General features: G+C 61.9%; 16 protein-coding genes. 2 read left to right on the top strand and 14 right to left on the bottom strand.

All coding sequences use genetic code 11. The annotated features are described in order from the left end of the window. Positions 1–95: 95 nt before the first annotated feature. Complete coding sequence (locus QLG02_RS04785; RefSeq protein ID WP_282464642.1) at positions 96–2,096, top strand: hypothetical protein; 2,001 nt, start codon at positions 96–98, stop codon at positions 2,094–2,096. 77 nt (positions 2,097–2,173) lie between these two features. Here the strand turns inward: QLG02_RS04785 and glgC are convergent, their stop codons facing one another. Next, on the bottom strand, positions 2,174–3,448 hold the full coding sequence (gene glgC / locus QLG02_RS04780) for a glucose-1-phosphate adenylyltransferase (protein WP_011706313.1): 1,275 nt from the start codon (positions 3,446–3,448) through the stop codon (positions 2,174–2,176). 188 nt (positions 3,449–3,636) lie between these two features. Between glgC and QLG02_RS04775 the strand changes: the two genes are divergently transcribed. Next, positions 3,637–5,277, top strand: a complete 1,641-nt coding sequence (locus tag QLG02_RS04775; RefSeq protein WP_043165838.1) for a GGDEF domain-containing protein — start codon at positions 3,637–3,639, stop codon at positions 5,275–5,277. Here the strand turns inward: QLG02_RS04775 and QLG02_RS04770 are convergent. From QLG02_RS04770 to QLG02_RS04710, 13 genes are all read right to left on the bottom strand, one after another. Next, positions 5,240–5,734: a hypothetical protein gene (locus QLG02_RS04770; RefSeq protein WP_017408190.1), complete on the bottom strand. Its 495-nt coding sequence runs from the start codon at positions 5,732–5,734 to the stop codon at positions 5,240–5,242. The two genes, QLG02_RS04775 and QLG02_RS04770, sit on opposite strands and share 38 nt — an antisense overlap. A 168-nt stretch (positions 5,735–5,902) precedes the next feature. After that, positions 5,903–6,265: a DUF2750 domain-containing protein gene (locus QLG02_RS04765; RefSeq protein WP_010674427.1), complete on the bottom strand. Its 363-nt coding sequence runs from the start codon at positions 6,263–6,265 to the stop codon at positions 5,903–5,905. 187 nt (positions 6,266–6,452) lie between these two features. Then, positions 6,453–7,757, bottom strand: a complete 1,305-nt coding sequence (locus tag QLG02_RS04760) for an inosine/guanosine kinase (protein ID WP_011706316.1) — start codon at positions 7,755–7,757, stop codon at positions 6,453–6,455. 179 nt (positions 7,758–7,936) lie between these two features. Next, positions 7,937–8,329 (bottom strand): MAPEG family protein, encoded by a 393-nt coding sequence (locus tag QLG02_RS04755; protein ID WP_282464641.1) that lies wholly within the window; start codon positions 8,327–8,329, stop codon positions 7,937–7,939. A 72-nt stretch (positions 8,330–8,401) separates the two neighbouring features. After that, entirely contained in the window at positions 8,402–9,376 is a 975-nt protein-coding gene (gene hemH / locus QLG02_RS04750) for a ferrochelatase (protein ID WP_026080103.1), read from the bottom strand. Between the two features lie 114 nt (positions 9,377–9,490). Beyond that, on the bottom strand, positions 9,491–10,135 hold the full coding sequence (adk, locus tag QLG02_RS04745) for an adenylate kinase (RefSeq protein WP_011706319.1): 645 nt from the start codon (positions 10,133–10,135) through the stop codon (positions 9,491–9,493). 253 nt (positions 10,136–10,388) lie between these two features. Then, positions 10,389–12,302 carry a molecular chaperone HtpG gene (gene htpG / locus QLG02_RS04740; RefSeq protein WP_077096584.1) on the bottom strand — a complete coding sequence of 638 codons (1,914 nt, stop codon included), beginning with the start codon at positions 12,300–12,302 and terminating at the stop codon, positions 10,389–10,391. A 233-nt stretch (positions 12,303–12,535) separates the two neighbouring features. Continuing rightward, positions 12,536–13,138 carry a recombination mediator RecR gene (gene recR, locus QLG02_RS04735; RefSeq protein WP_010633741.1) on the bottom strand — a complete coding sequence of 201 codons (603 nt, stop codon included), beginning with the start codon at positions 13,136–13,138 and terminating at the stop codon, positions 12,536–12,538. A gap of 125 nt (positions 13,139–13,263) precedes the next feature. Then, entirely contained in the window at positions 13,264–14,121 is an 858-nt protein-coding gene (gene fdhD / locus QLG02_RS04730; protein WP_282464640.1) for a formate dehydrogenase accessory sulfurtransferase FdhD, read from the bottom strand. A gap of 10 nt (positions 14,122–14,131) precedes the next feature. Then, positions 14,132–16,261 (bottom strand): sigma 54-interacting transcriptional regulator, encoded by a 2,130-nt coding sequence (locus QLG02_RS04725; protein ID WP_282464639.1) that lies wholly within the window; start codon positions 16,259–16,261, stop codon positions 14,132–14,134. Positions 16,262–16,615: 354 nt separating this feature from the next. Then, entirely contained in the window at positions 16,616–16,915 is a 300-nt protein-coding gene (locus QLG02_RS04720; RefSeq protein ID WP_010633738.1) for a hypothetical protein, read from the bottom strand. 180 nt (positions 16,916–17,095) lie between these two features. Then, on the bottom strand, positions 17,096–19,240 hold the full coding sequence (gene fdhF / locus QLG02_RS04715) for a formate dehydrogenase subunit alpha (RefSeq protein ID WP_282464638.1): 2,145 nt from the start codon (positions 19,238–19,240) through the stop codon (positions 17,096–17,098). 46 nt (positions 19,241–19,286) lie between these two features. Then, on the bottom strand, positions 19,287–19,886 hold the full coding sequence (locus QLG02_RS04710) for a 4Fe-4S dicluster domain-containing protein (RefSeq protein WP_282464637.1): 600 nt from the start codon (positions 19,884–19,886) through the stop codon (positions 19,287–19,289). Between the last annotated feature and the right edge of the window lie 167 nt (positions 19,887–20,053).

The raw sequence follows: 20,053 nt of genomic DNA, 5'->3' as shown, positions 1-20,053 counted from the left end.
TCTCAAGCTCCCCCCTTTGCCTCATAATGCACACCATTCTCATTTAGATTCATGAGAAGCGTCATAATAAAATCAAACATATGGTGAGAAGGGACATGAGAAAAACCGTACTGGTTCAGGCGATCGCCTGCGCGATCCTGAGCGGCGCCGCACACGCCGCCGTCAAGGTAGAAGACAAGACATTCAACACCGCCGCCAACATGCTGGCCTACACCGAGTTCGAACTCTCCGGCGAGCCGCTGGCCGAGGCCCTCGGTCTGGATCTGGATGTGCTGGACGCCAACCGCGCCGATGAGCCGACGCCATTCGACTTCGCCGCCGGCATCGAATCCTACGAATACTCCGAAGAGGCGATGTACGCCCTCAACTATCAATCCGGCATGGGCCCCCATCTGGTAAACGGGCCGCAAAACCAGGCTCGCGGTGGCACCATGGCCTCCCTCGGCCAGCGGGTGCTGGCCATGGCCGATGCGGTCGGCTTCCCGGCCGATGAAGTGCCGCAGGGCATGTATCCCCTCTCCCTGCCCTACTCCTCCGCCAACCCGGAGTTCGCGCAAGCCGTCAACGCCACCCCGGTCAACGGCGACCAGATCACCATCAAGACCGCCAAGGGCAACGAAAAGAGCGTCAAGACCCAGGTACCGGCCTACTTCCGCGACTACGCCACCCTGCGCTGGAGCGGCAGTGACAACCTGCTGGTGCCGGCGGCCGTGGGCGGCATCCTGCTCAAAGAGGTGATGTGGTCCCAGGACTTCCTCGGTGGCATGCACGTGGCCGACACCGATGAAGAGGTGGAAGCCGCGTCCGCTACCATGGATCAGGACGGCAAGCACAAGCTGGGGGTCTCTGCCGCCGACGGCTTCAACGGCATGATGCTGACCGAGCAGTCCATCGACAAGCTGGCCATCCTGCAGGGCCAGCTCGGCTTTGACGGCAAGCAGCTGGGCGCCAAGATCACCCCGCAGTACGATCCGGCCAAGGGTATCGTCTACTTCCCCCATCAGGTGAAAGTGACCGAGACCGGCAAGAACGACGTCGGCGCCATCGGCAAGCTCGAGGTGGTTGACGGCTCCGCCCAGCTGCGCGACGCCTGGATGATGCTGTGGCCGCTCTCCGAGTTCTACGCCTTCACCGATCAGCGCAGCGCCAACACCAACCAGAACCCGGCCTTCCACGCCGTGTTCGACGGTGCCCCGTTCGCCGCCGCACCGGCTGCCAACAAGGGCAGCGATGCCGCCAAGCTGGTGGCGGGTGATGATGCCTTCTCCCTGGCGCTGAACCTCTCCGGCATGGTGTTCAAGAACCTCAATGCCCTGCACTTCGAACCCAAGGCCGGCACCCTGGTGGACAGCTGGCAGTCAGGCAAACAGGGCAAGCACGTCACCACCTTTGACGCTGCCTACAGCCTGGTCGCCCTGCAGATCTTCCAGCGTGCCCAGGATGCGCTGCCGGTCGGCTACGCCGCCGGTGACAATGGCGAGCTGAACCTGAAAACCGCTCAGGGCCAGCAGGCGCTGGTGCTCATTCGCCAGCAGGCTGATTTCATCCTGGCCAATCTCAAGGGCAAAAATGGGCTGGTGCACGATGGGATCACCCTGGGTGGCAAGCTCGATGCCGGCCAGTCCATTGACGCACAGTTTGCCGCCATCCGCGGCCTGACCGCCGCCTTCTTGGCGACCTCGGATGCCAAGTACCGCACGGCGGCGCGCGAGCTGTTCATCGCAGCCGACAAGGCCTACTTCAACCAGAAGGCCGGTACCTGGCTCGCCGGCAAGCAGGGTGAATACACCCCCTGGACCCAGGCCGCCATCTCCGGCGCCCTGCGCTCCGCCATGCTGAACCTGCGCAACGAAGGCGGCGAGAAAGCCCCGGCGCTGGAGCTGGCCCAGCTGACCCAGCGCTACGTGAGCTGGTTCCGTGGCACCGTCAACGGCGGCATGCAGATGGCCGAGTGGATCGGCGACTCCGGCGAGAACGTCATCGAAGGGGCCGGTGGCGACACCGACGAAGATGGCGTCCCGCAAGTGACCGCAGCCGGTGGCAAGCACGGCACCGCCATGGTGATGGCCGCCAAGGCGCTGATCACCGAAAAATAATCAGCCACTCGCTGAATAGAAAAAGGGAGCCATATCGGCTCCCTTTTTAGTTGTGGCGTCTGGCGTTGGGCGTGACATCACCCCAGCTTGGCCAGCATCTCCTTGGTTACCAGCACGATACCCTGCTCGGAGCGATAGAAGCGGCGGCTGTCCTCGTCGGCGTTCTCCCCCACCACCAGCCCGTCGGGCAGCTTGCAGCCCTTGTCCACCACTACCCGCCGCAACCGGCAACCCGAGCCAATCTCGACGCCCGGGAAAATGATGGCCTGATCCAGGGTGCAGAAGGAGTGCACCCGCACATGGGTGAACAGCACGGAGTTGAGCACGAAGGAGCCGCTGACGATCGAGCCCCCCGCGAACATGGAGTTGATGGTCATGCCGTGCTGGCCGTTTCTGTCCTGCACGAACTTGGCCGGCGGCGTCATGGTCTGGCTGGTCCAGATGGGCCAGTTCTCGTCATAGATGTCGAGCTCGGGCACCACGGAGGCGAGATCCATGTTCGCCTCCCAGAACGAATCCAGGGTACCCACATCGCGCCAGTAGGGTTTCTGTCCCTCCTTGGCCCCCACGCAGGACATGGTGAACGGGTGGGCAAACGCCTTGCCCTCCCCCACGATGCGCGGGATCACGTCCATGCCGAAATCGTGTTTGGACTCCTGGTTGTGGATGTCCTCTTCCAGCAGCTGATAGAGGTACTCCGCCTCGAAGATGTAGATGCCCATGGAGGCCAGGGAGACGTTCTCGTTGCCCGGCATGGCGGGCGGATTGGCCGGCTTCTCCACGAAGGCGCGGATCTTGCGCTGCTCGTCGATGTCCATCACCCCGAAGGCGGAGGCCTCCGCACGTGGCACCTCGATGCAGGCCACCGTCACCTTGGCGCCGAGGCGCACGTGATCGAGCAGCATGGCGGCGTAGTCCATCTTGTAGATGTGATCCCCCGCCAGCACCACTATGTATTTGGGGCCGTAGTCACGGATGATGTCGACGTTCTGGTAGATGGCGTCGGCGGTGCCGCGATACCAGTGCACCTCGTCCACCCGCTGCTGGGCGGGCAACAAGTCGATGAACTCGTTCATCTGGTAGCGCAGGAAGGACCAGCCCGATTGCAGGTGGCGCAGCAGGCTGTGGGACTTGTACTGGGTCACCACCCCGACCCGGCGAATGCCGGAGTTGATGCAGTTGGAGAGCACGAAGTCGATGATGCGGAACTTGCCGCCAAAATGGACGGCAGGCTTGGCGCGGTTGTCGGTCAACTGCTTCAGGCGACTGCCCCGTCCCCCCGCGAGCACCAAGGCCATACTCTGGTTCAATAGTTGCCGTGCTTTGGCAGTATTTACGGGTTCTAACAACATAATTACCTCTGCCTTGTTTTGGTCCATTTTCGATTCATCTTCGCCTGTTTCCGGCGCCATGAAAGTGGTTTCACTCACATTTAACTGATTTCAATTGGCCCTTTTCCAGGAGTTGAGCGGGATCTCATGCTTTGCGGCGCGAGCTTGGTTAGAATTTCAGCATCAACGACATCATCAAGGATGACACAATGTTGAACAAGCTCGGGAGCAACCAGTTGCTGGTGATCGCTCTCCTCTGCGCTCCCCTGCTGCTGTTGCAGGGGCTCTGGCTCGCCTTCACCAGCACGCTGCTGACCCTGCTTATCATCCTCGCCACCAGCCTGCTCGGCTTTGGCTTGCTGAGCATGCTGACCCTGCGCCTCCAGCAGGTAGAGCGCAGCCACCAGGAGCAGGTGTGGTGCCGGGCACTGCAGCTGCGCGACCCCACCTGTCTCACCACCCCCGAGGCCCAGGCCGCCCTGCAGCAGCTGCTCGCCCACTTCAACGAGGCCGAGCGCGATGCTCACCGCCAGATCAGCGAGCTGCACAACCAGGCAACCCAGGACGAGCTGACCCAGCTGCAAAACCGCCATGCCTTTCGCCGCGACATGACCGAGCTGCTGCAGCGGGATCAGGACACCCAGACCGCCACCCTGGTGCTGATCCGCGCCACTGAGCTTGGCAAGCTCAACGCCCAGCGCGGCTTTCAATCGGGGGATGCCTACATCAAGGATATCGCCAATATCATCACCAGGGTGGTGAGCCGCTTCCCCGGCCATCAGGTCTACCGCATCTCGGGGGCCGACTTCGCGGTGCTGGTGCAGCCGGTCGCCAACATCCCACCCCCCCTGCTCGGGCGGGATCTGAAGATCGCCTTCGATCACTATCAGCAGCAGCATGAACTGGAGAGCGCCGCCTACTCCGGGCTGACTCGGCTCAGCAGCGGCCAGAAGATAGAGGCCATTCTGGCCAGGGCGGATCTGGCGCTGGCCCGTGCCCAGACCGAGACGGTCAACGGCTGGGCCATCCAGCAGGATGACAGCGTGGTGGAGCTGCAGGGGCAGCATCACTGGAAGCTGGTACTGACCGAGCTGCTGGAGCAGGAGCGGATCAGCTTCACCTACCAGCCGATCCAGCCGATGCACCGCAGCATGCTGGCCTACAACGAGATCTACACCCGTTTCAGCAGTGCCGACGGCACTGTGCTGCCCACCGACACCCTGTTCGCCATGGCCCAGCGGCTGGACATGGTGATGCGGCTGGAACAGATGCTGGTGACCCACGTCATGCGCCAGTACCGGGCCTTTGGCTCGAATCAGAGTCGCTGGGGCATCAACCTCTCCAGCAACCTGCTGCAAAACAGCGCCTTTCTGATCTGGCTGGACCGACAGCTGCTCAACGACCCCAACACCAGCGCCAACCTGGTGTTCGAACTGGATGAGGAACATCTGGAGCGCAACCTGACCGGAGCCAAGCGGGTGTTCGAACTGCTCAGGCGCAACGGCAGCCGCTCTGCCATCTGCAACTTCGGCAAGGGGATAGGGTCATTCAACCTGTTTCGCGAGCTCAAGCCCGACTACATCAAGCTGGATCCCGCCCTCATCACCGGGCTGGAGCAGGATCTGACCAATCAGCAGTTCGTGCGGATGATCGTCGACGTGTCACACCGGATGGGTTGTCAGGTGATTGCGGAAGGGGTGGAGCAGCTGGGCCAGAAGCAGCTGCTGCAGGGCATGTATGTGGACGGACTGCAGGGCTATCTCATCGCCAAGCCCCAGCAGTTGCGACCGGATATCAGCCAGCTCGGGCTGTTTACTGAGGATGCTTCAACTTCAACAGAGTCAGAATGATGTCGTTGAGCTGGCGATAGCGCTCCAGCTCCTTCTGATCGTAGCGGGTCGCCAGGGTGGTGGGATTGTGGCGATTCTTGAGGTAACGATTGATCTGCAGCCGGTTGAAACCGGCCACCTGATAGACCTGCCCCAGCAGAGCATTGAGCTCTTCGTGTTCAAGACCGGCCTTGGCGAGGTAATCCTCCTGGGCCGGGCTCTCCAGCTGGCAGCTCTGCTTGGCGATGCGGCCGGTCTCCTGCAAATAGCTGAGCCACTGCTCCAGGTAGAGCGGCTTGCAGCCCGCCAGCAGATTGAAGAAGCCCACCGCATCGCAGCGGCAGTCGGTCAGCAGCAGCACCGCCAGTTGATCGTCATCGCAGCGGAAGGTGACGGGGCCGCTCTGCCCCCAGTCCAGCGCCTGAACCCGGATCTCGGCTCGCGCCCCTGCAACGCCGGTGACGTCGAATACAAACATGGCTCCTCCCGCTCGGCAAAAGGTTGATGATGGACCATCCCTCTGACGGGTGCAAAGCCAAATCGCCTTTTCATTCAGTATTCTGCAAGCCGGCCATAAAAAACCGACATCCGTAATGGATATCGGTTCTCGTCAGACGGGCCCAGGCCCGGCTCAATGCAGTGTGGTTCAGGCGTCCAGTTCCACCAGCGCCTTGGCCAGCTCGATGGGTTCGAGCTCCTGCCCTTCCAGATCGGCGTTCCAGTTCGGGCCGACCAGCACGTCGTCTTCGTCCAGATCGTTGATCCAGATGTCGAGAAACTCTTCCAGCTCGATCACTTCCGGCTCGTAATCGGCCCACTCGTCCACGCAGTGCAGGCGGGCATCCCCTTCGGCGGACCAGAGCGGCATCACGTCGGCATCTTCGAACTCGGCAGAGCGGCAGACGACCCAGTCTTCACCGTAACGCAAGCCCCATACCTGACCCGACTCGCGGACTTCTTCGATGAACAGTTGGAAATTGGCGTCAAGATTGTCAGTTAACTTACTCATGGGGCTCTCTCTCTATCGGGTGCTGCGGCCACGGCAGTGCCGAGTGGCAATGCGGTGGCCAAATGGTGTCGCAAAAGTGACATGGACTCAAGCATCTTGGGGTTTATCACACAAAAAACTGCCCGCGGCCGGGTTTTACCTGACAAAACGCCTCCCGAAGGAGGCGTTTTCAGCGCAAGGGGCGGGATCAACGCTCCCAGTACACCTCTTCCAGGCTGTCTTCCTTCTCCGGCAGACCGCGCGACAGGCGCGGGCTGCTCTGGGCCAGCACCTCGTAGCTCACCCGGTTGGCGTACTTGCACACCTGGGAGAGCGAGGAGTAGGTGAGGAACTCGGCCACGTGCTTGGCGGAGTTGGGCACGGCGCTGCGGTGATAGGCGTTGGCCACCATGTCGTGCAGCACGGCGGAGAGGGCCCCGTCCCCTGCCCCGTTGGTGTTCTTGATCTTCTCCGGTCCGCCCATGTAGGGAGAGATGTGGGAGTAGATGCGCTTGGGCACGCGGCAGCCGCTGCGGGTCATGGGGCGGCTGAACTCGTACATGTTGAACTCGGGGATGACACCGGGCAGCAGCGGCAGCGTGGTCTCGCGCTTGAAGTCCTCTTCGGTGTAGGCAGCCATGTAGAGCCCCACCGGCCCTGCGGTGCAGAGCACCATGTCGGCCCAGTCCAGCGCCTTGTCGGCGGCAGCCAGCGGATCGGAGAAGCCGGTCAGGGCCTCGCCCTCTTCCTCGTTCATGGCGAGTACGGTGACGTTCTCGCTGATGAAATCGCGCCACCACTGGGGGTCGGACTCGATGACGAAGCGGGTACCCAGGGTCAGCACCACCGGCACGCCGGCCTCGCGGGCATAGCGCACCGCGGTCATGGCCGCGTCCTTCATCGGGGTGCCATCTTCACCGCGCACCAGGTAGGCGGTGATGACCAGGGCGGAGGACTCCTTGATGATGGTCTCGGGGATGTGGGCCACATCCAGATGGTCCATCTTGCCGGCGTTGATGCCGAAGCTGCGCTCGCCCCCTTCGGTGATGAAGGTGAAGCAGCGGCCGACCGGGCCGTCTACCGGCTGCAGGTAGTCGAGGTTGACCCGTGACGAGGTGTTGCACAGGTAACGGTAGGCGTAGCTGCCGATGCGGATGTCCTGGCTCATGACGCCGAGCAGGATGGAGTGGGAGTCCGCCAGCACCGAGTAGTTGTGCATGGTGTTGCCGATGGTGCCGCCGGCAAACTCGCTCACCACCATGTTGTTGCTCTTGAGCTCGTCGTAGATCTGCTCGGCCACGTCATCGGAGATGAGCATGGAGTGGCCGCGGCTCAGGCCGTACCGCTCGAGAAATGCCAGATCAACGTGCGCCTCGATGTCGACCAGCGTCTGGTCAATCCCGACCACATAGGCCTTGCCCCGCTCCGCAAGCACCGCGCTCTGGGAGATGAGGGGATCACGACGATCCACTGGAAAGTAGTGTTTGGACTTGCGCTGACCGGGAAATTTCATGGCAATGTTCTTGTGCTCTGGGGGAAAGAGGGGCGGGATTTTAACACAATCCGCCGCGCCGAAAAGTCGCCTGATTAAAATATGAAGTCAGTATAGGCACGGCCTGCAGAGGAAAACGTTTACCAAAACCCATCAAAAAAACCACCTCGCAAGGAGGTGGTTTTTGCAGCGAACAAGACTCAGCCGGCGGCGAACCCCTGTGCCAGCGCCAGCACCGAGAAGAGCCCCAGCGCCAGCCAGAACAGCAGGGTGCCGACCAGCCTTGGCAGGTTGGGGGCCTTGGGGATCTGGATGCCGATGGCATGCAGGATGCGTCCCACCAGCAGCGCCAGGCCACCGGTATGGAGCCAGAATGCCCCGACACCCGCCAGCTCGCACAGCGCCATCAGCAGCAGGGTGAGCGGCACGTACTCGGCAAAGTTGCCGTGGGCCCGGATGGCGGCGCGCATCTCGGGTGCCTCCCCTTCCCCTATCATCACCTTGAACTGGGCCCGGCGCTTGACCACCCAGAAGGAGAGCAACAGGAACAGCAGCCCCAAGAGGCCGGCGTAAATCAGGGTGATATGCATCATGGTGAAACTCCTTCTCCTTGGACAATCAACGATCAGAGCCCCGCACCGATGGATGGTGCGGGCGATGCCCCGTCAGGCCAGCTCGCGGCAGATCAGCGACACCATCATGCGGATGTGGGCCTGATCGCTGTTGAGGGCCGGAATGTATTCAAACTGCTCGCCACCGGCGGCCATGAAGATCTCCCGGTTCTGCACCTGGATCTCCTCCAGGGTTTCGAGGCAGTCGGCGGCAAAGGCGGGGCAAATCACGTCAAGCCGCTTGATCCCGGTTGCCGGCAGGCCGCCGATGGTCACGTCGGTGTAGGGCTTGAGCCACTCCTCCTTGCCAAAACGGGACTGGAAGCTGGCGGTCCACTGGCTGGCCTCCAGCCCGAGTGCCTCGGCCAGCAGGGCAGCGGTGCGCCGGCACTGGTGACCATAAGGATCACCTTCCCGCTCGTAGCGCTCGGGAATGCCGTGGAACGACATCAGCAGGTGTTCGCCCTGGCCGTGCTGTTCCCAGTGGCGACGCACACTCATGGCCAGCGCCTGGATATATTCGGGGTGAGCATGGTAATCACGAATGAGCCGTACCACCGGCAGGTTGCGCTCTTTTTTCATCGCCTTGGCCCAGCCATCGAACACCGAGGCGGTGGTGCTGACCGAATACTGGGGATAGAGCGGCAACAGGATCACCCGGTTGACCCCCTTGGCCTTGAGCGCCTGCCAGCCCTCATCCAACGAAGGGGAGCCGTAGGTCATGGCCAGCTCCACCGGCACCTCGACCCCTTCGCGCTTGAGCTCCTGCTCCAGCGCCGCGCGCTGTTGCTTGCTTATCACCATCAGCGGCGAGCCCTGCTCGGTCCACACCTGCTGATAGAGCTTGGCCACCTTGGGAGAGCGGGTCGGCAGGATGATGAAGTGGAGCAGAGGACACCAGAGGTAGCGCGGCAGGTCGACGACCCGCTGATCGTGCAGAAACTGGCTGAGAAACGCCTTGACGGCGGCCGTGGTGGGCGCGGCTGGGGTACCCAGATTGACCAGCAAGATCCCGGTTTTCGTGGTCACGTATGCTTCCTGTCGTTCTGTTGTTATGTCTGAATGCAAGAAAGGGCCCATGCCGGGCCCTTGTCTCACTGGCACATTGCCGCAGGCCCCTTGGGGACGATGGCAATGGCGGGCTTAGCCCAGGATGGTCGCCAGCTGCTTGCTGACCAGATCCACCGGCTGGGTGCCATCAATCTTGACGTAACGGGTGTTGCCCGCTTCCGCTTCCTTGCCGTAGAAGCCGATGAGCGGTGCGGTCTGCTGATGGTACACATCCAGACGCTTGCGCACTGTGGTCTCTTCGTCGTCGGCACGGATCACCAGATCTTCACCGGTCACGTCGTCCTTGCCTTCCACTTTCGGCGGGTTGAACACCACGTGGTAGGTACGGCCGGAGCCGGAGTGAACGCGACGACCGCTCATGCGCTTGACGATCTCTTCGTCCGGCACGTCGAACTCCAGCACGAAGTCCACGGCAACACCGGCGTCCTTCATGGCTTGCGCCTGGGGAATGGTGCGCGGGAAACCGTCCAGCAGGAAGCCGTTGGCGCAATCCGGTTGGGCAATACGCTCTTTGACCAGGCCGATGATGATGTCGTCAGAGACGAGCTGACCTGCGTCCATCACGGCTTTGGCCTTGAGGCCCAGCTCGGTGCCCGCCTTGATCGCGGCACGCAGCATGTCGCCGGTGGAGATCTGCGGAATACCGTGTTTTTCCATGATGAACTGAGCCTGAGTACCCTTGCCGGCACCCGGAGCCCCCAACAGAACAATGCGCATACACGCTCCTATTGATTGGTTATTCAATTCTTGAGAAGGCAAAAAACTACACGGTTTCGCCCATTTTCACAAGCTTGCCCCGTGTGAGTGGCTTATTTTTCACCATCTTTCCGACATGGCAATACGACCATTGGCGCAGATCCGTGTACGAAAAATGAGTGAAAATGCAGCAGCGCTGCACGCAACTGGCGCCCGCCCCAGAAGGGCAGGCGCCAGAAAAGAAAGAGCCCACTGCACGCAGTGGGCCCAAACATCATGCCTGGAGTAACAGACGGTTGATACGGGAGACGAAGCTCGCCGGATCATTGAGCCCACCCTGCTCGGCCAGCTGGGCCTGTTCGTGCAAGAGGGTGACCCACTCGCCAAACAGCGCCTCGTCTTCGATGGCGCCCAACTTCTTCACCAGGGCGTGGTCGGGGTTCAGTTCCAGAATGTACTTCTGCTCCGGCACCGGCTGGCCGGCGGCGCGCATCAGCTTGATCATCTGGGTGCTCATGCCGTGGGCATCGGTAACGATGCAGGACGGTGAGTCGGTCAGACGGTGGGTGACACGCACCTCTTTTACCGCATCCCCGAGGCTCTGCTTGACACGCTCAACCAGACCGGCGTTGGCTTTCTCGGCCTCTTCCTGGGCCTGTTTGGAGGCTTCGTCTTCCAGATCGCCGAGATCCAGCTCGCCACGGGTGACGGAGACCAGCTGCTTGCCGTCGAACTCGGTCAGGTGGCTCATCAGCCACTCGTCGACCCGCTCCCACATCAGCAGCACTTCGACGCCCTTCTTGCGGAAGATCTCGAGGTGCGGGCTGTTCTTGGCGGCGGCGTAGGAGTCGGCGGTGATGTAGTAAATCTTCTGCTGGCCTTCCTTCATGCGGCCAACGTAATCTTCCAGCGACACTGTCTGGGCTTCGCCCTCGCCGGCAGTGCTGGCAAAGCGCAAGAGCTTGGCGATCTCTTCGCGGTTGGCGTAATCCTCGGCCGGGCCTTCTTTGAGCACGTTGCCGAACTCGCTCCAGAACTTGGCGTACTTCTCGGCATCATCCTTGGCCAGCTTGGCGAGCATGGTCAGCACGCGCTTGGAGCAGGCCTTGCGCAGGGAGACGGTCACCTTGTTGTCTTGCAGGATTTCACGGCTGACGTTGAGCGGCAGATCGTTGGAGTCCAGCACCCCTTTGACGAAGCGCAGGTAAGCCGGCATGAACTGTTCGGCGTCGTCCATGATGAAGACGCGCTGCACGTAGAGCTTCAAACCGTGTTTCTGATCCCGGTTGTAGAGATCGAACGGTGCGCGGGCCGGCACGTAGAGCAGGCTGGTGTACTCCTGCGCCCCTTCCACCCGGTTGTGACCCCACAAGAGCGGATCTTCGAAGTCGTGGGCGACGTGCTTGTAGAACTCCTGATACTCCTCGTCCTTGATCTCTTTCGGGTTGCGGGTCCACAGCGCGGTGGCGCGGTTGACCTGCTCCCACTCGCCCGGGGTGCCGACGATGGTTTCACCGTCTTCTTCCCGATCCGGGGTGCCCTCTTTGAACATCTCCACCGGCACGCTGATGTGGTCGGAATATTTGCTGACCACGGAGCGCAGACGCCAGTCGTCGAGGAACTCGTCCTCTTCGGCGCGCAGGTGCAGGATGACATCGGTACCGCGACCGGCTTTGGTCACGTCAGCCACGGTGAAGGAGCCTTCCCCTTCCGACTCCCACTGCACGCCCTGCTCCGGTGCGGTACCGGCGGCGCGGGACACCACGGTCACCTTGTCGGCGACGATGAAGGCGGAGTAGAAGCCCACCCCGAACTGACCGATCAGCTGGGAGTCACGGCCCTGATCACCGGAGAGGTTCTTGAAGAACTCGGCGGTGCCGGACTTGGCGATGGTGCCCAGGTGCTCGATCACCTGATCACGGGTCATACCGATCCCGTTGTCGGAGATGGTCAGGGTCCGATTTTCTTTATCAACCACCAGGCGAACGCGCAACTGGCCGTCGTTTTCGAACAAAGAGGCATCGGAAAGCGCCTTGAAGCGCAGCTTGTCCGCCGCATCGGAGGCGTTGGAAATAAGCTCGCGCAGGAACACTTCTTTGTTGGAGTAGAGGCTGTGGGCCATCAGGCTCAGCAGTTGTTTGACTTCAGTCTGAAACCCGTGGGTTTCGGCATGAACGCTTTGGGTCATCGACACTATCCTCAGGCGATTCGGGTTGAACATATTCCCGATCCAAGATGGGGCCGGCGATCGCCATTTCAAGGGGGGCAAAACGTCGAGGCGTGCGAATGGCGATTTTTGCGCCAATCGACCCTCTTGCCCAACAAAAAACCCGCCGAGGCGGGTTCTGGTATTGCTGCTGAGTCGCGACACAGGGCCTGTTGAAGAACAGACGCTGACTCAGTTGAGGGGCTGACGCTGACTCAATTAAGGGGCTGGCGCCCCATCAGGGAGTGGGAGAGCGTGGTGCCGTCCACCAGCTCCAGCTCGCCGCCCACCGGCACCCCGTGGGCAATCCGGCTCACCTTGACGCCGGCGGCGCGGGCCATGTCGGCGATGTACCAGGCGGTGGCATCCCCCTCGATGGTGGGGTTGGTGGCCAGAATAAGCTCGCTGATTGCCTCGTCTTTCAACCGTCGCTCCAGGATCTCCAACCCCAGCTCCTCGGGGCCAATGCCGTCCAGCGGCGAGAGGTGGCCCATCAGCACGAAGTAGCGGCCGGAGAACTGGCCGGTCTGCTCAATGGCGGCCACGTCCGCCGGGCTCTCCACCACGCACAGCAGGCCGTTCTCTTCGCGCTTGGGATTGGCGCAGATCTCGCAGCGCTCGTTCTCGGTGAAGGTGCGGCAGTGGCTGCAGTGGCCAATCTCGGTGAGGGCGCGAGAGAGCAGCTGGGCCAGCCGCAGGCCGCCGCTGCGCTCACGCTCGAGCAGGGTAAATGCCATGCGCTGGGCCGACTTGGGGCCGACACCCGGCAGCACCTGCAGGGCTTTCATCATCTCATCCAGCAGCGGGCTGAATTTCATGGGCTTGGTATCCTTTGACGCTGTGTCGGCCGCGGCGCCCTGACGGGCAACAAGCGCGACCGAACCTATCTTGTTGGCGCAGGACTATACCCGAGCCAACCCCGAGCGCCAATGGCCTTGTGCCCTCAGCCCTCTGCCGAAACGGGGGATGATGCCGCGCTCGCCAGCAGGATGCGCTGGCGGCCGCTGTAGATCTCGGCCCGCCCCGGGCGGCAAAAGCCCACCAGGGTGAGCCCGGTCTGCTCGGCCCGCTCGACCGCGAGCTCGGTGGCGGCGGAGATGGCGAGCAAGATCTCCACCCCGGCGCTGGCGCACTTTTGCACCATCTCGAAGCTGGCGCGGCTGGTCACCAGGATGGCGCCGTCGCGCCGTTGACTTCGCTGCAGATGCCCCACCAGCTTGTCGAGCGCGATATGGCGCCCCACGTCCTCGCGAATGGCGAGGATGTTGCCCTCGCCATCCACGTGCACGGCGGCATGGGTCGCCCCCGTGCTCTGCCCCAGCAGCTGGAGCGGGCGCAGCGCGCTCAGCACCTTGTCGATATGACCTACCGCAAAGCGCTGGCTGTCGGGTAGTCTTGGCTGGGCGCGCACCACCTGCTCCAGGCTCTCGCTGCCGCAGATGCCGCACCCGGTGCGCCCGGCCAGGGTGCGCCGCTTCTCTTTCAGACGATGGACGCAGCGATTGGCCAGGGTGATGTGCAGCTCGATGCCGCGACAGGCGCTCTGCTGCTCGATGTCGTGGATATCGAGCAGACTGTCGATGATCCCCTCACAGAGCGAGAAGCCGATGGCAAAATCTTCGAGATCAGCGGCAGAGCACATCATCACGCTGTGGGCGATGCCGTTGTAGACCAGCGCCACCGGGGTTTCGCAGGGCAGTTGCATGGCGCTGTCGGTGGTGACACCGCGCTGATGGTAATGGACCACCTCGCGATGGGCGCTGAGCGCCTGCAGGGTGTCGCGGTCGAGTTCAAGCAACATCTGGGTCCCCTTAGTTGAGGGTGCGGGGATCTTTGGCCGAGATCCCGAGCCGTTTCATTTTCGACAGCAAGGTGGTGCGCTTCATGCCGAGGCGCTGGGCCGCGCCCCGCTCACCGGCAACGATGCCGTTGCACGCCTTCAGCGCCCTGATGATGCTGGCCCGCTCATCTTCCCCCTCTGCCTCTTCACCCTGCGGCAAGGCGGGCAGCGGCTCGCGAAACAGCTCGCGGGCCGGCTCGTCATAGACCAGGGTCTCTATCTTGTGAAAGCCCTTGAGGGGCAGCAGCTCGTCCGGCGAGAGGTTGAGCACATGGCCGCGGGTCATCACCACCGCCCGCTCGATGATGTTTTCGAGCTCGCGGATGTTGCCGTACCAGGGGAGCGACACCAGCATCTTCATTGCGTCGGCCGGGATCGAGGTGATGGTGCGGCGCATCCGCTTGGCGATCTTCTTGATGAAAAAGTTGACCAAGAGCGGAATATCCTCGCGCCGCTCGCGCAGGGGCGGCAGCTCGATGGGAAAGACGTTGAGCCGGTAATAGAGGTCGCTGCGAAAGCGCTTGTTCTTGACCATGGAGAGCAGATCGCAGTTGGTGGCCGCCACCAGCCGCACGTCGATGGCAATGGGGTTGCTGTTGCCCACCCGCTCCAGCTCGTGCTCCTGCAAGACCCGCAACAGTTTGGGCTGCAGATCGAGCGGCATGTCCCCCACCTCGTCGAGGAACAGGGTGCCCTTGTGGGCCCGCTCGAAGCGGCCGATGCGCTGGGTCAGTGCGCCGGTGAAGGCCCCCTTCTCGTGGCCGAACAGATCGCTCTCGATGAGGCCGGTGGGAATGGCGGCGCAGTTCACCTTGACCATCTCGTGATCGTGGCGGGTACTCAGGGCGTGAATGGCCTGGGCGATCAGCTCCTTGCCGGTGCCGGTCTCCCCCAGAATGAGCACGGTGCAGTCGCTCTGGGCCACCAGCTTCACCTTCTCCAGCACCTTCGCCATCACGGCGCTCTGGTAGATGATGTTGGCAAAGTCCCCCTGCGGCGCGGGCCCGTCGACCCGAAGGGTCTTCTCCCTGGCGCCGGTGGTGTTGGAGATCTCCTGCTGCGCCTGCACGTTGTTCATGGCAATTGCCGTGCGCGCCGCCACTTGTTCGAGCAGCGAGATATCGAGGTCGGCGAAGAAATCCGCCTCGGGGTGGGAGAGGATCAACACCCCCAGCAGGTTGCCCCGATAGCGCAGCGGCAGGATGCAGGAGCTGTCGGCGTCGGGGGGCAGGATCTGGGAGGTGAAGCGGCAGCTCGATTGGCAGCCGTGGCCCTGCTCGCGATAGAGGAAGAAAGGCTCGCTGTGGCCGAGCGCCCCCTGCAGGCAGTTCTTCTCAAAACACGAATGGTTGATGATGCCGGGCTGTTCGCGCTGCTGCTGATTGACCAGGTAGCTCTTGAAGCTGTCGGAGGTGGCGTTGTACTCGGCCAGGCACAGGCTGCTGATGCCAACGTGGTGGTGCAGTATGGTGAACAGGCTCTGGGGCAGCTCGGCGATGCGCACTAACTTAATCACCGCGTTGGTCACGTCCACCAGGATCTTGCAGCTGTCGCGCTCAAGGCGCAGGGAGTTGGCCTGCTCCAGGGTGCGCTCCTTGTCCAGCACGTTCTCCAGCGCAATGGCGACGATGGCCGCCAGCTGGGTCAGCTTGGCCAGGGTCTCCATCGGGAAGGCGTTGGCCTCGCGGCTGATGAACTCCACCCCGCCCAGGTGGCTGCGGGCGGTGGTGATGGGCAGCTGGCAGTAGGATTGCAAGCCGTCATAGACCGGAGTGCTCGCCAGCTGTTCGCAGCGGTGGCGAAAGCGGCTCGCCGGCAGCACGATGGCCTGCTCGCGGGAAAAATGGAGATCGGCCTTGCGGCAGATGAGGTGAGCCGGCCCCTGCTCCCCCAGGTAGTAGAAGACCGCCTCCTCCCCCGTCCCCAGATTGAGGATGAGGTTGACCCGATCCACCTGGCGAAAGCAGGGCTGGATCCGGTTCAGCTTCTTGATGAAATCGTCCAGGGTGACGGCAGAGAGCAGGTTCTTGGAGAGGGAGAGAAAGCCGTCATCCCAGATGGGTGAGATGTCGGTCAACGGAATGGCACTCACATTCAGCATTCAGGCCTCGCATTACATCTAGATGGGTACCCTTGCCGGCCAATTGCAGCACGACAACAACGGTAAACAATGCATCAGCCATCGCAGTCAGATGTTATAATTAATTTTTAAAAACTTAACGCTTAATTATAAAAACTAACATGCACAGAAATAGCATCGCGCAGATTATCGCAGGATGGCTGGCATAATAAGTTAGCCCCATCCCCATTACAACCAAGCCGGCCCTGGCACATATTACAGCTCCGTCAGCGGATATTTCCCGCCGCGCCCAAATATGGCGTCACTATCGCCGTCATTCGCCGCATATCGCCGCCAACTGGCCCATCCTCTGCCCCTGTTGCCGCTGTCGCAGGCTCATGAGGAGAGCAGCCGGTAGTTGTGCAGCTTCAATCCGCCGAAGATGAAGGCGGCCGAAAAGAGCTGAAGCCCCAGCAATAACCCACTGATATTGTCAGCTATTTCCACCGACACTACCCGATGGGTGAGATAGACCCCGAGCCCCAGCACGCCCGCCAGCAGGCAGTTGACCAGGGTGGTGGAGAGAAAGGCGATGAGCCAGGCCGCCTGCACGCTCAATGCCGCCAGCACGGCGCTCATGGCGATGCGCGCGGCGATAAAACAGCCGAAAAAGGCAAACCCCAGCAGAAATATCAATTCGTCGTGCCATAGAAAACACCCAATCCCTAACAACATCACCAACAAATAAGCGGAGACATAAAAGATCCCGAACGAAAGATTTAATTCATTTTTCATGATGGACACCTGCCAGCTGAAAAAAGGATGAGCGGATCCGGGCCCTGTATACAGAGCCTGGATCCACTTTATTAACGACGATTACCCTTTGGCGGCGCTGCGCAATTTCGCCTTGAGCGCGCTGTATTCAGTCTGGACGTACACTTCCGCCCCTGGCTGATCCTCGATACGCTCAATTTTCACTGCGCAGTACTTGTACTCCGGCGTGTAGGAGACGGGGTCCACGTGCTCGATGGTGAGCTCGTTGCAGGCCCCGATCCACCACTGGTAGGTCATGTAGACTACCCCGGCGTTGACCCGCTCGTTGTAGTTGGCCCGGGTGATCACCTTGCCACGGCGCGACGAGATCCAGACCAGCGCCTGATCCTTCACCCCGAGCTTCTTGGCATCGCTCGGGTGGATCTGCACATAGCCAGGCTCATCGGCCAGGGTCTGCAGCGCCGAGCAGTTGCCGGTCATGGAGCGGCAGGAGTAGTGACCGACTTCGCGCACGGTGGAGAGCACCAGCGGATACTCGGCACAGGGCTGCTCCAGCGGCGGCCGCCACTCGGAGGCGATCAGCTGGCCCTTGCCGCTCGGGGTGGTAAACACATTCCCCTCGAACAGGGTGCTGGTGCCCGGGTGATCCTCGGTCGGACAGGGCCACTGCACGCTCTTGAGATCGGCCATCTTGTCATAGCTGACCCCGGCGTAGAGCGGGCAGAGTCCGCGCAGCTCGTCCCAGATCTGCTCGGTGTCGCGATACTCCATGGGATACCCCATGGCGGTGGCCATCAGCGAGAAGATGGCCCAGTCGGGCTTCACGTTGTCCGGCGGCGTCACCGCCTTGTAGAAGCGCTGGAAGCCGCGATCCGCCGAGCTGTAGACCCCCTCGTGCTCACCCCAACTGGTGGCGGGCAGAATGACGTCGGCCATCTCGGCCGTCTGGGTCATGAAGATATCCTGCACGATCACCAGCTCCATGCCGCCCAAGGTACGGCGGAACTGACCGAGATCGGCCTCGGTCTGGGCCGGATCTTCACCAAAGATATAGAAGGCCTTGCACTTGCCCTCCTCCACCTTGTGGCCAAGCTCGGTCAGGCGATAGCCGGGTTTCTGGGAGAGTGACTCCACGCCCCACGCCTTGGCAAACTTGGCGCTGATGGCGGGGTCGCTCACCGACTGATAACCCGGGAACTGGTGAGGCAGCATCCCCATGTCGCAGGTGCCCTGCACGTTGTTCTGGCCGCGTACCGGCCCGCAGCCGGTGCCACGGCGACCGAAGTTGCCGGTCAGCAGCGCAATCCCCGCCAGCCCCTTGACCACATCCACCGCCTGACCGTACTGGGTCACCCCCATGCCCCACAGGATCATGGACGCAGGCGATGCGGCATAGGTGCGAATGGCGGCGCGGATATCGGCAGCCTTGAGGCCGGTGATCCCCTCCACGTATTCCGGGGTGTACTTGGCCACCGTCGCCTTGAAGGTCTCGAACCCTTCGGTGTAGTTGGCGACAAATGCCTTGTTGTAGAGCCCTTCATTGATCAACACGTTGGCGAAGGCGTTGACCAGCGCCATGTTGGAACCGTTTTTGAGCGGCAGCCACTGATCGGCGATGCGGGCGGTCTCCACCATGCGGGGATCACACACAATCACCTTGGCCCCGTTTGCCTTCGCCTTGAGGATATGGCGGGCGACGATGGGGTGAGAGTCAGCAGCGTTGTAACCAAACACCAGCAGGCACTTGGTCTCTTGAATTTCGGGAATGGCGTTGCTCATGGCGCCGTTGCCTACAGTTGTCTCCAGACCGGAGACTGAGGGTGCGTGTCACACCCTCGCGCAGTGGTCGACGTTGTTCGTCCCCAGCACCGCACGGGCAAATTTCTGCATCACATAGTTGGCTTCATTGCCGGGGCCACGGGCAGAGCCGGTGGTCATGATGGCGTCCGGGCCATATTTCGCCTTGATGGCAGAGAGGCGGCTGCTGGCGAACTCGATGGCTTCATCCCAGGAGACGGCTTCGAGCTTGCCACCGCGCTCGCGGCGGATCATCGGGCTCTTGAGACGGGGGGTCAGCAGGTTGGTGTCGTTCAGGAAATCCCAACCGTAATAGCCCTTGAGGCAGAGCTGCCCCTCGTTGGTCCGGCCGTTGGCGCCTGCGGCCCCCACCACCTTGTCGTTTTCAACCAGCAGGTTGATTTTGCAACCGGTGCCGCAATAGGGGCACACGGTAATGACTTTTTTCATGACTCACACTCTTGTTTGTTAACGAAAAACGGCTCGGCAAGCCCGCTCACACCCGCGCCGGCATCGCCAGCAGGGCCTCGGCACTGGCCAGCTGCTTCTGCCGGTTCAGGGTGTCAAGATGCGCCGGCGTGACCAGCCGCAGCGCCTGGGTCGGGCACACTTCGACACAGGCCGGGCCCGCCTCGCGGTGCTGGCAGAGATCGCACTTGAGCGCCTGCGCCTTGGTCTGCGGCCGCTTGAAGAGCGAATCGGCCGTGGGGGCCACCTCTTTCACCACCACCGCCATGGCGCCGTAAGGACAAGCCACCACGCAAGACTTGCAGCCGATGCAGCGCGCCTGCAACACCTTGATGCAGCCATCCTCGCTGACGATGGCGTTGTTGGGGCAGGCCATGGCACAGGGCTTGTCTTCACACTGGCGGCAGAGCACCGGCGTGGTCACCTTGCTGCCCACGATCACCTTCAGGCGCGGCTGAAAATGGCTGTCCTTGGAGACCAGATGTCCATCCTCGATGGCAAGATGCAGACCGCCCTCCCGCTCAAGGGTCCCGCTGCAGGACCCTGACTGGTGTGAAACGGCGCAGGCCACCTCACAGGTACGACACCCAATACAGAGACTGGGATCTGCAATCACGAAGCTGTTCATAGAGAGGGATCCTAAATGGTTCGTTACACCCGACCGCCCTCACCCACCTGGCAGGCGACAACGCGGTCTGCCCCCACAAAGCATTTATCAGACCAACACGGGCAGATGGCCCGTCATAAAATCACAAGCCAATGAAAATAAAGAGATAATCTTGATGATAAAGGCGG

It is taken from the genome of Aeromonas sp. V90_14, assembly GCF_029967615.1.
GTDB classification, from domain to species: domain Bacteria; phylum Pseudomonadota; class Gammaproteobacteria; order Enterobacterales; family Aeromonadaceae; genus Aeromonas; species Aeromonas hydrophila.
This window is presented reverse-complemented; position numbering and strand designations above follow the sequence as displayed.

What these genes read in the sequence shown, in the direction of transcription:
- QLG02_RS04785 (WP_282464642.1), top strand. Translation starts at nt 96, where the DNA reads ATGAGAAAAACCGTACTGGTTCAGGCGATCGCCTGCGCGATCCTGAGC.
- glgC (WP_011706313.1), bottom strand. Translation starts at nt 3,448, where the DNA reads ATGTTGTTAGAACCCGTAAATACTGCCAAAGCACGGCAACTATTGAAC.
- QLG02_RS04775 (WP_043165838.1), top strand. Translation starts at nt 3,637, where the DNA reads ATGTTGAACAAGCTCGGGAGCAACCAGTTGCTGGTGATCGCTCTCCTC.
- QLG02_RS04770 (WP_017408190.1), bottom strand. Translation starts at nt 5,734, where the DNA reads ATGTTTGTATTCGACGTCACCGGCGTTGCAGGGGCGCGAGCCGAGATC.
- QLG02_RS04765 (WP_010674427.1), bottom strand. Translation starts at nt 6,265, where the DNA reads ATGAGTAAGTTAACTGACAATCTTGACGCCAATTTCCAACTGTTCATC.
- QLG02_RS04760 (WP_011706316.1), bottom strand. Translation starts at nt 7,757, where the DNA reads ATGAAATTTCCCGGTCAGCGCAAGTCCAAACACTACTTTCCAGTGGAT.
- QLG02_RS04755 (WP_282464641.1), bottom strand. Translation starts at nt 8,329, where the DNA reads ATGATGCATATCACCCTGATTTACGCCGGCCTCTTGGGGCTGCTGTTC.
- adk (WP_011706319.1), bottom strand. Translation starts at nt 10,135, where the DNA reads ATGCGCATTGTTCTGTTGGGGGCTCCGGGTGCCGGCAAGGGTACTCAG.
- htpG (WP_077096584.1), bottom strand. Translation starts at nt 12,302, where the DNA reads ATGACCCAAAGCGTTCATGCCGAAACCCACGGGTTTCAGACTGAAGTC.
- recR (WP_010633741.1), bottom strand. Translation starts at nt 13,138, where the DNA reads ATGAAATTCAGCCCGCTGCTGGATGAGATGATGAAAGCCCTGCAGGTG.
- fdhD (WP_282464640.1), bottom strand. Translation starts at nt 14,121, where the DNA reads ATGTTGCTTGAACTCGACCGCGACACCCTGCAGGCGCTCAGCGCCCAT.
- QLG02_RS04725 (WP_282464639.1), bottom strand. Translation starts at nt 16,261, where the DNA reads ATGCTGAATGTGAGTGCCATTCCGTTGACCGACATCTCACCCATCTGG.
- QLG02_RS04710 (WP_282464637.1), bottom strand. Translation starts at nt 19,886, where the DNA reads ATGAACAGCTTCGTGATTGCAGATCCCAGTCTCTGTATTGGGTGTCGT.